14 protein-coding genes are annotated in these 11,739 nt (G+C 61.4%); 3 read left to right on the plus strand and 11 right to left on the minus strand.

The features are described 5' to 3' along the window. Positions 1–232: 232 nt before the first annotated feature. From ccoP (ABM562_RS23965) to ccoN (ABM562_RS24000), 8 genes are all read right to left on the minus strand, one after another. Complete coding sequence (ccoP, locus tag ABM562_RS23965; RefSeq protein ID WP_115087977.1) at positions 233–1,213, minus strand: cytochrome-c oxidase, cbb3-type subunit III; 981 nt, start codon at positions 1,211–1,213, stop codon at positions 233–235. Next, positions 1,210–1,407 carry a CcoQ/FixQ family Cbb3-type cytochrome c oxidase assembly chaperone gene (locus ABM562_RS23970; protein ID WP_010225992.1) on the minus strand — a complete coding sequence of 66 codons (198 nt, stop codon included), beginning with the start codon at positions 1,405–1,407 and terminating at the stop codon, positions 1,210–1,212. Before ABM562_RS23970 ends, ccoP (ABM562_RS23965) begins: the two co-directional genes overlap by 4 nt. Positions 1,408–1,412: 5 nt before the next feature. Continuing rightward, a complete protein-coding gene (gene ccoO / locus ABM562_RS23975) occupies positions 1,413–2,021 on the minus strand; it encodes a cytochrome-c oxidase, cbb3-type subunit II (protein ID WP_115087976.1) in 609 nt (202 codons plus the stop codon). Beyond that, positions 2,021–3,463: a cytochrome-c oxidase, cbb3-type subunit I gene (gene ccoN / locus ABM562_RS23980; RefSeq protein ID WP_460423567.1), complete on the minus strand. Its 1,443-nt coding sequence runs from the start codon at positions 3,461–3,463 to the stop codon at positions 2,021–2,023. The genes ccoO (ABM562_RS23975) and ccoN (ABM562_RS23980) overlap by 1 nt, the downstream gene beginning before the upstream one ends. Before the next feature lie 487 nt (positions 3,464–3,950). Continuing rightward, positions 3,951–4,898 carry a cytochrome-c oxidase, cbb3-type subunit III gene (gene ccoP, locus ABM562_RS23985; protein ID WP_115087974.1) on the minus strand — a complete coding sequence of 316 codons (948 nt, stop codon included), beginning with the start codon at positions 4,896–4,898 and terminating at the stop codon, positions 3,951–3,953. Continuing rightward, positions 4,895–5,092, minus strand: a complete 198-nt coding sequence (locus tag ABM562_RS23990) for a cbb3-type cytochrome oxidase subunit 3 (protein WP_115087973.1) — start codon at positions 5,090–5,092, stop codon at positions 4,895–4,897. Before ABM562_RS23990 ends, ccoP (ABM562_RS23985) begins: the two co-directional genes overlap by 4 nt. Positions 5,093–5,097: 5 nt before the next feature. Beyond that, the gene (gene ccoO / locus ABM562_RS23995; RefSeq protein ID WP_115087972.1) at positions 5,098–5,706 is read right to left on the minus strand and encodes a cytochrome-c oxidase, cbb3-type subunit II; all 609 of its coding nucleotides are present in this window, start codon (positions 5,704–5,706) and stop codon (positions 5,098–5,100) included. A gap of 10 nt (positions 5,707–5,716) precedes the next feature. Beyond that, a complete protein-coding gene (gene ccoN, locus ABM562_RS24000; protein ID WP_038996264.1) occupies positions 5,717–7,141 on the minus strand; it encodes a cytochrome-c oxidase, cbb3-type subunit I in 1,425 nt (474 codons plus the stop codon). Positions 7,142–7,190: 49 nt separating this feature from the next. Here ccoN (ABM562_RS24000) and ABM562_RS24005 point away from each other — a divergent pair, with 49 nt between their 5' ends. After that, complete coding sequence (locus ABM562_RS24005) at positions 7,191–7,880, plus strand: alpha/beta family hydrolase (RefSeq protein ID WP_115087971.1); 690 nt, start codon at positions 7,191–7,193, stop codon at positions 7,878–7,880. Positions 7,881–7,988: 108 nt separating this feature from the next. Here the strand turns inward: ABM562_RS24005 and ppnP are convergent, their stop codons facing one another. Then, positions 7,989–8,273: a pyrimidine/purine nucleoside phosphorylase gene (gene ppnP, locus ABM562_RS24010; RefSeq protein WP_010225980.1), complete on the minus strand. Its 285-nt coding sequence runs from the start codon at positions 8,271–8,273 to the stop codon at positions 7,989–7,991. A 71-nt stretch (positions 8,274–8,344) separates the two neighbouring features. Continuing rightward, positions 8,345–8,896, minus strand: a complete 552-nt coding sequence (locus ABM562_RS24015) for a 3'-5' exonuclease (protein WP_115087970.1) — start codon at positions 8,894–8,896, stop codon at positions 8,345–8,347. Between the two features lie 207 nt (positions 8,897–9,103). Between ABM562_RS24015 and ABM562_RS24020 the strand changes: the two genes are divergently transcribed. Together ABM562_RS24020 and ABM562_RS24025 are read left to right on the plus strand one after the other, a co-directional pair. Beyond that, positions 9,104–9,865 carry a substrate-binding periplasmic protein gene (locus ABM562_RS24020; protein ID WP_134063505.1) on the plus strand — a complete coding sequence of 254 codons (762 nt, stop codon included), beginning with the start codon at positions 9,104–9,106 and terminating at the stop codon, positions 9,863–9,865. Positions 9,866–9,926: 61 nt separating this feature from the next. Then, entirely contained in the window at positions 9,927–10,940 is a 1,014-nt protein-coding gene (locus ABM562_RS24025) for a GNAT family N-acetyltransferase (RefSeq protein ID WP_115087969.1), read from the plus strand. A 60-nt stretch (positions 10,941–11,000) separates the two neighbouring features. Here the strand turns inward: ABM562_RS24025 and ABM562_RS24030 are convergent, their stop codons facing one another. After that, positions 11,001–11,531: an RNA polymerase factor sigma-70 gene (locus ABM562_RS24030; protein ID WP_115087968.1), complete on the minus strand. Its 531-nt coding sequence runs from the start codon at positions 11,529–11,531 to the stop codon at positions 11,001–11,003. Between the last annotated feature and the right edge of the window lie 208 nt (positions 11,532–11,739).

Consider the following 11,739-nt stretch of genomic DNA (forward strand, 5'->3'; position numbering starts at 1 on the left):
GTGAAGTGCCGCGGCCAGTACATGCCGGCCGCAGTCGGAAGCTTGCTGCTCTAGGGCGCATGATACGCCTGTGTTGCCGGTAGGGGGGAGGGGTGCGACCTTTGGCCGCGTTGGGGAATCGCAGGTAATAGTGTATTGGCCCGTGTCAATTGACGCAGATCATGGCTAGGGGCGGGGGTCTATAAAAAAGCCCCGGCAGTTTTACTGCCGGGGCTTTTGCCAGCTGGGCGAATTACTTCGCTTCAGCGGTTTTCTCAGGCTGGTGCGACAGGCTGTAGACATAGGCCGCCAGCAAGTGGACCTTGTCGTTGCCCTGGATCGCTTCCTGGGCAGGCATCTGGCCCTGGCGGCCGTAACGGATGGTCTGCTGCAGTTGGGCGAAGCTCGACCCGTAGATGAACGCGGTCGGGTGGGTCAGGTCAGGCGCACCCATGGCCGGGGTGCCCTTGCCTTCAGGGCCGTGGCAGGCCACGCAGTTGGTGGCAAACAGCTTCTGGCCGTTGGCCGGATCGGCCTTGGCGTCCTTGGGCAGGGTGCGGCCATCGAGGTTGGTCAGCACGTAAGCGGCCACGTCGGCAACGCCTTGCTCGCCGATCACTTCGGCCCAGGCCGGCATCACGCCGTGACGACCGCCCATGATGGTGGCCTTGATGGTTTCAGGCTCGCCACCCCAACGCCAGTCGTTGTCGGTGAGGTTGGGGAAGCCGTAGGAGCCCTTGGCGTCGGAGCCGTGGCACACCGAGCAGTTGGAGGCGAACAGACGGCCGCCCATCTTCAGCGCTTGCGGGTCTTTGGCCACTTCTTCAATGGGCATCGAGGCGAATTTGGCGAAGATCGGCCCGAACTTGGCGTCCGAGCGGGCCATTTCCTTCTCCCACTCGTGCACGCCGGTCCAGCCGGCTTGGCCGTTGGCGAACTCGGTTTTCTTGTCGTTGTCCAGGTACTGGTAGCCCGGCAGCAGGCCTTTCCAGTTACCCAGGCCCGGGTACAGCACCAGGTAGCCCAGGGCAAAAACGATGGTACCGACGAACAGCATGAACCACCATTTGGGCAGCGGGTTGTCGTACTCCTCGATGCCGTCGTAGGCGTGGCCCACGGTTTCTTCGGTGGTTTCGCTGCGCTGGCCCTTGCGGGTGGACAGCAGCAGCCAGGTCAGGGCGAAGATGGTGCCCAGACTCAAAACGGTGACGTACAGACTCCAGAAGGTAGTCATTCGTTGTTACTCCTAGACGCTTTCGCTTGCGCTTGCTCGACGTGCTTGCTGGCTTCGGGATCATCCGCGAAGGGCAGCATGGTCGCTTCGTCGAACTCGGACTTGCGCCGAGAACTGAACACCCACAACGCCAGGCCGATAAAGGCCACCATCACTACGACGGTGCCCAAGCCACGAATCATCCCGATATCCATCAATGTCACCGTTTGCTTTTGATGATGGTGCCCAGGCCTTGCAGGTAGGCAACCAGGGCGTCCATTTCAGTCTTGCCCTTGACCGCGTCGCGGGCACCGGCGATGTCTTCATCGGTGTACGGCGTGCCGAGGGTGCGCAGGACTTCCATCTTCTTCACCGTGTCCTTGTCGTCGAGCTTGTTCTCTACCAGCCACGGGTAGGCCGGCATCTTCGACTCGGGCACGACGTTGCGCGGGTTGTACAGGTGAGCACGGTGCCAGTCGTCGGAGTAACGACCGCCGACGCGGGCCAGGTCCGGGCCGGTACGCTTGGAACCCCACAGGAACGGGTGATCCCAGACGCTTTCGCCCGCGACCGAATAGTGGCCGTAGCGTTCGGTTTCGGCGCGGAACGGCCGGATCATCTGCGAGTGGCACTGCACGCAGCCTTCGCGGATGTAGATGTCGCGGCCTTCGAGTTCCAGCGCGGTACGCGGCTTCATGCCCTCGACCGGCTTGTTGGTGACGTCCTGGAAGAACAGCGGGACGATCTGGGTCAGGCCGCCGATGCTCACGGCGATGACCATGAAGAAGGCCAGCAGGCCGATATTCTTCTCGACTACTTCATGCTTCATCAGTGAGCTCCAACTACAGCGATCTGAGCGGCGGCTTCAGCTTCGGCCGGCTTCGAGGCGCGTACGGTACGGAAGACGTTGTACGCCATCAGCAGCATGCCGGAGGCGAAGAACGCACCGCCCAGGGCGCGGACGATAAAGCCCGGATGGCTGGCTTGCAGGGCTTCGACGAAGGAGTAGGTGAGGGTGCCGTCGTCGTTGATTGCACGCCACATCAGGCCCTGGGTGATGCCGTTGACCCACATCGAGGAGATGTACAGCACGGTACCGATGGTCGCCAGCCAGAAGTGTGCGTTGATCAGGCCGGTGCTGTGCATCTGCTCGCGGCCGTAGACCTTCGGAATCATGTGGTACAGGGCACCGATCGAGATCATCGCGACCCAGCCGAGGGCGCCGGCGTGTACGTGGCCAACGGTCCAGTCGGTGTAGTGCGACAGCGAGTTGACGGTCTTGATCGCCATCATCGGCCCTTCGAAGGTCGACATGCCGTAGAACGCCAGCGATACCACCAGGAAGCGCAGGATCGGGTCGCTGCGCAGCTTATGCCAGGCGCCCGAGAGGGTCATCATGCCGTTGATCATGCCGCCCCAGCTTGGCGCCAGGAGGATCAGCGACATGATCATGCCCAGCGATTGCGCCCAGTCGGGCAGGGCGGTGTAGTGCAGGTGGTGGGGACCTGCCCAGATGTACAGGGTGATCAGTGCCCAGAAGTGCACGATCGACAGGCGATAGGAGTAGATCGGGCGCTCGGCCTGTTTCGGCACGAAGTAGTACATCATGCCCAGGAAGCCGGTGGTCAGGAAGAAGCCCACGGCGTTGTGGCCATACCACCACTGGATCATCGCATCGGTGGCACCCGAATAAGCCGAGTAGGACTTGAACAGGCTGACCGGCAAGGAGGCGTGGTTGACGATGTGCAGCATCGCGGTGACCACGATGAAGGCGCCGTAGAACCAGTTGCCCACATAGATGTGTTTGGTCTTGCGCTTGACGATGGTGCCGAAGAACACCACACCGTAGGTGACCCAGACAATGGCCAGCAAAATGGCGATCGGCCATTCCAGCTCTGCGTATTCCTTGGTCGTGGTGTAGCCCAGCGGCAAGGTCACGAGCGCGCCGACGATCACCGCTTGCCAACCCCAGAAGGTGAAGGCCGCGAGGCTGTCGGAAATCAGTCGCGTCTGGCAGGTTCGCTGCACGACATAGTAGGAAGTGGCAAACAGTGCACAACCACCGAAGGCGAAGATCACCAGGTTGGTGTGCAGCGGGCGAAGGCGTCCGAAGCTCGTCCACGGCAGGTCCAGGTTAAGCTGGGGCCAGACCAGTTGCGAGGCGATGAAGACACCAAGCCCCATGCCAAGGATCCCCCAGACCACCGTCATGATGGCGAACTGGCGGACGACCTTATAGTTATAAGCAGTCGGACTGATTGCTGTGCTCATTCTAAGGTTCCACGGTTTGGGTGTTTTTATAGGGTAAAAATCGGCGCAAGTATGTATAAACCGTGTGGTTATTGCAACGCGATGGCGCCCGCGCCGATCCTTGCCAACGCCTGCTCCACAGCGGTTTCGAGCCTTTTCGGCGGGCAAATTGTACACAATTAATTAGTTGATATGTGTACCAAAATTTGATTTTTCGTCTAAGGCAAAGGCTTCTGCCGAACGCTTGCTCAGTGCCGTTGATCACTCGCACATCGGCGCTTGAGTCGGCCCCATCAGCCTTTGCGCAGAACCGCTGACGAAAAATGCCCCAAAAAGGTGCAAGCGCGCCGGCTGTTTCAGTCGCTGTGGCAACAAGCTTAGTTGTGATCGAGGGGGGTGCAAGGCGTGGGCAGGGCGGGGTGCGACACTTGGTCGCAAGGGGCGAAGGGAACCGCCGCATCGGGTGCCGATGCGGCGGTTTGAGTCAAGGCTCAGTTACTCAATCGTTTTACTTGGCAGACAGGGTTTCGCCTTGGGCAGGTTCCTCCTGGGACAGGCTGTAGACATAGGCGGCCAGCAGGTGGACCTTGTCGTTACCCTGGATCGCTTCCTGGGCAGGCATCTGGCCCTGGCGGCCGTAACGGATGGTCTGCTGCAGTTGGGCGAAGCTCGAACCGTAGATGAACGCGGTCGGGTGGGTCAGGTCCGGTGCGCCCATGGCCGGGGTGCCCTTGCCTTGCGGGCCGTGGCAGGCCACGCAGTTGGTCGCGAACAGCTTCTCGCCGTTGGCAGGGTCGGCCTTGGCCTCCTTCGGCAGAGTGCGGCCATCGAGGTTGGTCAGGACGAACGCGGCCACGTCGGCAACGCCTTGCTCGCCAATCACTTCGGCCCAGGCTGGCATCACCCCGTGACGACCACCCATGATCGAGGCCTTGATGGTTTCCGGATCGCCGCCCCAGCGCCAGTCCTTGTCGGTGAGGTTAGGGAAGCCGTAGGCACCCTTGGCGTCCGAGCCGTGGCAGACCGCGCAGTTGGAGGCGAACAGACGGCCGCCCATTTTCAGCGCCTGGGGATCCTTGGCCACTTCCTCCACCGGCATGGCGGCGAACTTGGCGAAGATCGGTCCGAACTTGGCGTCGGCCTTGTTCATTTCCTTTTGCCATTCGTTGGTCTGGGTCCAGCCGTCCTCATAACCGGGCAGGATGCCTTTCCAGTTGCCCAGGCCCGGATAGAGGATCAGGTAGCCGACCGAAAACACCAGGGTGCCGACGAACAGCCAGAACCACCACTTGGGCAGCGGGTTGTCGTACTCCTCGATGCCGTCGAAGCTGTGGCCCATGGTCTGGTCGGTGGTGCCTTTGGTTTCGCCCTTGCGGGTGCCCAGCAGCAGCCAGGTCAGGCCGATCAGGCTACCGATGGTCAGTACGCAGATGTACGTACTCCAGAAGGTGGTCATTGCCCGTTACTCCTCGGTTCGGGTTCGTTGGCGGCAGGTGCCAGGCGCTCGTCGGCGAATGGCAGCAGGCTGGCTTCGGCGAATTCACGGTCACGCCGGCCGTTGAACACCCACAGCGACAGGCCGATGAAGGCGATGGCCACCAGCAGGGTGCCCAGGCCTCGTAGCTGGCCGATATCCAGTGTGAAGTCCATGGCGCTTACCTCTTGTTCTTGATCGCGGTGCCAAGCACCTGCAGGTAGGCGACCAGCGCGTCCATTTCGGTCTTGCCCTTGAGCGACTCCACCGCGCCGCTGATGTCGGCGTCGGTGTACGGCACGCCGAGGGTGCGCATGGTGCGCAGCTTGGTCTCGGTGTGGCTGCTGTCGACCGGGTTGGCGACCAGCCATGGGTAGGCCGGCATCTTCGACTCGGGCACGACGTTGCGCGGGTTGTACAGGTGCGCACGGTGCCAGTCATCGGAGTAGCGGCCGCCAACGCGGGCCAGGTCCGGGCCGGTACGCTTGGAACCCCAGAGGAACGGGTGGTCCCAGACGCTTTCACCGGCTACCGAGTAGTGGCCATAACGCTCGGTCTCGGCACGGAACGGCCGGATCATCTGCGAGTGGCACTGCACGCAGCCTTCACGGATGTAGACGTCGCGGCCTTCCAGTTGCAGCGCGGTGTAGGGCTTCATGCCCTCGACCGGCTTGTTGGTGACGTCCTGGAAGAACAGCGGGACGATCTGGGTCAGGCCGCCGATGCTGACGGCAAACACCATCAACAGCACCAGCAGGAAGACGTTCTTCTCGATTACTTCGTGTTTCATCAGGGTCTCCTCAGGCCAGCTGCGCGGCGGCAGGGGCGGTCGCGGCCACCGGGGCACGCACGGTGCGCCAGGTGTTGTACGCCATCAGCAGCATGCCGGTGAGGAAGATCGCCCCGCCGACGAAGCGCACGATGAAGCCAGGGTGGCTGGCCACCAGGGTTTCGACGAAGGAGTAGGTCAGCGTGCCGTCTTCGTTGACTGCGCGCCACATCAGGCCCTGGGCGATGCCGTTGACCCACATCGAGGCGATGTAGAGCACGGTGCCGATGGTCGCCAGCCAGAAGTGCGCGTTGATCAGGCCGAGGCTGTACATCTGCTCGCGGCCGAAGACTTTCGGGATCATGTGATACAGGGCGCCGATCGAGATCATCGCGACCCAACCGAGGGCGCCGGCGTGGACGTGGCCGATGGTCCAGTCGGTGTAGTGCGACAGGGCGTTGACGGTCTTGATCGCCATCATCGGCCCTTCGAAGGTCGACATGCCGTAGAACGCCAGCGATACCACCAGGAAGCGCAGGATCGGGTCGCTGCGCAGCTTATGCCAGGCGCCCGAGAGGGTCATCATGCCGTTGATCATGCCGCCCCAGCTTGGCGCCAGGAGGATCAGCGACATGATCATGCCCAGCGATTGCGCCCAGTCGGGCAGGGCGGTGTAGTGCAGGTGGTGGGGACCTGCCCAGATGTACAGGGTGATCAGCGCCCAGAAGTGCACGATCGACAGGCGATAGGAATACACCGGACGCTCGGCCTGTTTCGGCACGAAGTAGTACATCATGCCGAGGAAGCCGGCGGTCAGGAAGAAGCCTACGGCGTTGTGGCCGTACCACCACTGGACCATGGCGTCGGTGGCGCCACCGTACAGCGAGTAGGACTTGGTCAGGCTGACCGGGATTTCCAGGTTGTTGACGATGTGCAGGATCGCCACGGTGATGATGAACGCACCGAAGAACCAGTTACCGACATAAATGTGCTTGGTGGTGCGCTTCATCAGCGTGCCGAAGAACACCACGGCGTAGGCCACCCAGACAATGGTGATCAGGATGTCGATCGGCCATTCCAGTTCGGCGTATTCCTTGGAGCTGGTATAACCCAGCGGCAGGCTGATGGCAGCCAGCAGGATCACCAGTTGCCAGGCCCAGAAAGTGAAAGCTGCCAGGCGTGGCGAGAACAGGGTGGTCTGGCAGGTGCGCTGGACCGAATAATAGGAAGCGGCGAACAGTGCGCAACCACCGAAGGCGAAGATCACCGCGTTGGTGTGCAGCGGTCGCAGGCGGCCGAAGCTGGTCCAGGGGAGGTCGAAGTTGAGCGAAGGCCAGACGAGTTGCGCGGCGAGAAAAACGCCGAGCCCCATCCCGACGATTCCCCACACCACCGTCATAATGGCGAATTGGCGGACCACCTTGTAGTTGTAGGCGGTACTGCTGGTTGTGTTCATGTATGGGTTCCCATCCACGGTTATAGGCAGACTAAACAGCGAGGCAAGCATGAGTAATGGGCAACTGGCCGGTATTGACGGGGATCAATGGGCGCGGCTGGTCGAAAGCCGCGGCTGGCTGTGGAATGCCCCGCAAAATCAGGGGGATGGCCAGCATTCGGGGTGCCTGATCCTGGCCCATGGCGCCGGTGCGCCGATGGATAGCGGGTTCATGCAGGAAATGGCGCAAAGGCTGGCGGAGCAAGGGCTGGGGGTGCTGCGCTTCGAGTTTCCCTACATGGCCCAGCGGCGCATGGATGGTGGCAAAAGGCCGCCAAATCCGCAGGCGAAGTTGCTGGACTGCTGGCGTGAGGTGTACGCGCAGGTGCGACCATTGGTCACTGGGCCATTGGCCATTGGCGGCAAGTCCATGGGCGGACGCATGGCCAGCATCCTGGCTGACGAGTTGGAGGCTGATGCGCTGGTGTGCCTGGGCTATCCGTTTTATGCAGCGGGGAAACCGGAAAAGCCGCGGGTGGCGCACCTGGCTGAACTGAAGACACCGACGTTGATCATCCAGGGTGAACGCGATGCCCTGGGCAATCGGCAGACGGTGGAGGGGTACGAGCTGTCGTCAGCGATCGAACTGTGCTGGCTGCAGGCGGGGGATCATGACCTGAAGCCGCTGAAGGCTTCGGGGTTCAGCCATGCCGATCATCTGGCGACGGCGGCGGACAGGATTGTCGCGTTTCTGAAGTGAGGGGGCTGCTGCGCAGCCCATCGCTGGCAAGCCAGCTCCCACAAGTTGTTCACCGCAATCCTTGTGGAAGCTGGCTTGCCAGCGATGGGGTCGGCGCCTGATTCAGGCTTAGCCGCGATACTCGCACAGGTAAGCAGTATCAACCGCCACCTTCAGCTGGAACTTGCTGTTGGCCGGCACATTGAACTGGCTGCCGGCGCTGAAGGTTTCCCAGTTGTCGCTGTCGGGCAGTTTGACGGTCAGGGCACCCGACACCACATGCATGATTTCACGCTGGGCAGTGCCGAACTCGTATTCGCCCGGGGCCATCACGCCAACCGTGGCCGGACCTTCAGCGGTGCCGAAAGCGATCGACTTGACCGTGCCATCAAAGTACTCGTTGACTTTAAACATGGGCGACTCCTGAAAAAGGGGCTAAAAAGGCAGGCCAGTATGCCCAAGGCCCGGAGCGCCGTCATCCGCTTTCAGGTGCCATTGGCCGGCAGGGTCAGGGGCAGCAGGCGAGCGGTGTTGCGTGCGTCTTCCAGGGCCCGGTGCTGCTGGCCACTGAACTGCAGGCCAGCCAGCTGCAGCGCGCCATTGAGGCCTAGCGGCCGCTGCAGTTGGCGGGCTTTGGCGAAGCGTTGCTTGAGGTTGATGTGCGGCAGGGTCTCGAGCAGGCTGCCGAGCTGATACTGCTGCCATTCCTGCAGCAGTTGCTTACGGTCGTAGTCGCCCCAGCTGACCCAGCCCTGCAGGTGCTTGGCATGATGACCGAGCCAGCGCTCGAACTGCGCCCAGACTTCGGCGAAGGTTGCCGCCGTGTCGACATTGGCCTGGCTGATGTGGGTCAGCTCGCGGCAGAACGGGGTCAGTTGCGGTCGCCGCCGCGGGCGCACGAAACGCTGGAAATGCCCAACTTCCCTGCCCTGGCGGTCGACCAGGGTCGCGCCGATTTCAATGATTTCCATCTCCGAGACCGGCCAGCCGCCATCGTCTGTGGTTGCTTCAAGGTCGATCACCAGCCAATGGCCCATAGTAGGCTCCCATGCAAGACTGGTTAGAGCGTAGCCAAACTCGCGCGCGGCGGGTATCCCCTGGCGTTTTGCCTGCTGTGCTTGGCACAACCGACAGTTGTGCAACGCCTTGAAAACGCCTAGCTTAGACAGATTCCGGTTCAAACCCGCAAAGAGTGTGTTGCTTTGAGTTCAACGCCCATGCCACAGACGGTGTCCTTGCTGTTAATGCTTGCCGCAATGTGGCTGCTTCCGTCGGTCCGGGCGGCCGAAGAAATCGAGGTCAAGGTCGGGGCGGCGCATTTCCCTCCCTATACCGTGCGCCCGGAGCAGGGGGCCGATACCGGCCTGTTGCCGCAACTGGTCGAGGCGCTCAACAACAACCAGCAGCGTTACCGCTTTATCCTGGTACCCACGTCCATCCCGCGGCGCTTCGGCGACTTTCAGCAGGGCCGCACCGACATGGCGATCTTCGAGAATCCCGAATGGGGCTGGCAGCAGATCCCCCATGTGAGTGTCGACATGGGCCTGGAAGATGCCGAGGTCTTCGTCACCCATCGCCAGCCTGGACGTGACCAGAACTACTTCACCGATCTCAAGGGCAAGCGCCTGGCGCTGTACAGTGGTTACCACTACGCCTTTGCCGATTTCAATCCCGACCCCAGGTACCTGGCCGATACCTACAACGCGACCCTGACCTATTCCCATGACAGCAATTTGCTGATGGTCCAGCGCGGCCGCGCGGATATCGCCCTGGTCACCCGTTCATACTTCAGTGACTTTCTGGTCCGTAACCCGCAAAGCGCCGAGCAGTTGCTGGCGTCCGACCGCGTCGATCAGGTCTACCATCACTACGCACTGTTGCGCCCCGACGCGCCCATCAGTGGTGCGGAGTTTGCCAGGCTGTTGCAGTCCCTGCGTGACAAGGGCGCGTTGCTGAAAATATTCCAGCCTTACCGTATCAGCGTCAGCACCCCCAAGGCCGACTAAATTTGCCTGGGCTGGCGACGTTCACAAGGGTGAGCCGATCATTCCCTTGTGAGCCCAGATCATGCCATTCGATTCTGCTTCGCCGACTTTGTCCTTGCCTCGCTGGCGCAGCCTCAGCGCCGATGAAGGTGATTGCCACCTGAGCCTGGTGCTCGAAGGCAGCCCGTTGGTGCGTGTGCGCCTGCAACGCGGCGAAACCTTGCAGGTCCAGCTTGAAGAGCATGCCCGCGACCGTGTGCAACAGGCCCTGTGGGCTGTTTGCTACTGGCTGTTCGCCCGTGATCCCGGCTGCCAGCGCCTGACCTGGCAGCTGCATCAGCCGCCGCAGGAAGCCTTGAACAGCGGTTTGCTGATCGCCACGCAGGTGAAGGGCCAGTACTTGTGTGAGCGCAGCCTGTTCTGGCAGCTGCCCCAGCCCTGGCTTGGCCAGCCCTTGGCGGGCGTCTATCCGCAACAGATGCAGATCAGCGACGGCAAGCGACACCCTCGGCGTGCGCCAAAGCCGCGTGGCGAAGTGTATCGGCGCTTCGATGCGCGCTTGGGTGCCTGGGTCTCGCTGCGCACCCTGGAAATCGACCAGGACCTGGAGCGTTTCAATCGCTGGCAGAACAACCCGCGGGTGCTGAACTTCTGGCAGGAGGGCGGGAGCCTGGAGCAACACCGCGAGTACCTGAACAAGCTTGAGGCCGATCCCCACAGCCTGACCCTGATCGGCTGTTTCGATGACCAGCCCTTCGCCTACTTCGAAGCCTACTGGGCCAAGGAAGACCGTATCGCGCCGTTCTATGCGGTGGATGACTACGACCGTGGCATTCACATGCTGGTGGGCGAAGAGCTGCACCGTGGGCCGCACAAGGTCGCCAGCTGGTTGTCAGCGCTGGTGCATTACCTGTTCCTGGATGACCCGCGCACCCAGCGCGTCGTGGCTGAACCGCGGGCGGACAACGGCAAGATGATCGGCTACATGCACGATCAGTGTTTTCATTGCGAGAAGGAGTTCGACTTTCCGCACAAGCGTGCGGCATTGATGATTCTGGGCAGGGAGCGGTTTTTCGAAGGTTGCAAGTTGCTCTGACCCCAAGCGGCAAGCGGTATCACCACCCTCTTGCCGCTTGAAACTTGTAGCTTGCCGCTCTCAAGCCCTCTGGCTTGAGACCTTGCGACAATGCACCAGGGCATCGCGAATCATGAAGTTGACCAGGGTCGGCGAGACGCCCAGTTCCTTGGCGATGTCCTTTTGCGGTACGCCATGCAGGCGGTACATCTCGAAGGCATAGCGGGTGCGTTGGGGCAGATCGTTCAGGGCCTCGGCGATGTGTTCCAGGGTGGTGAAGTTGGTATGCGTAGCTTCTGGCGAGGCGCCCTGGATGACCACATTCAGGCCCTCCTCTTCGCTGCCGGAATACTTGAGCTCCATCGCCTGCTTGCGGTAGTGGTCAATGGCCAGGTTGCGCACGATCTGGAACAGGTAGCTGAGCTGGGCCTTGAACGAGGAAGTGATCTGCGGCGCCGAGCTGAGTCGGAAGAAAGCATCCTGAACGACATCTTCGGCCCGCGAGTGGCAGCCGGTGATGCGTGCGGCAATCTTCACGAGGATGCTACGGTTGTCGACAAACGCCTGGAGTAACGGTGAATCGCACTTACTTGTGGATAGTTGTTCCGCCATGGAAATCACCTTATCTCTAAGAGGGAAGTGGAGCACTCCAGATCCGGAGGCTTCCTACGACGTGCGACAAACTATTCGTAATGATAATTATTGTCAAATGCGAAAGTTAATAAGTCTCTATGCTTTTTGGTTCTAAGCTTGCGCTTTGTGACCGGCTTCAAATTCCACCTTTTTTCTCCCTGCCTGGCGCTGGCCACGGGCCTTAATT

The sequence above is a fragment of the Pseudomonas sp. ZL2 genome (assembly GCF_054788455.1).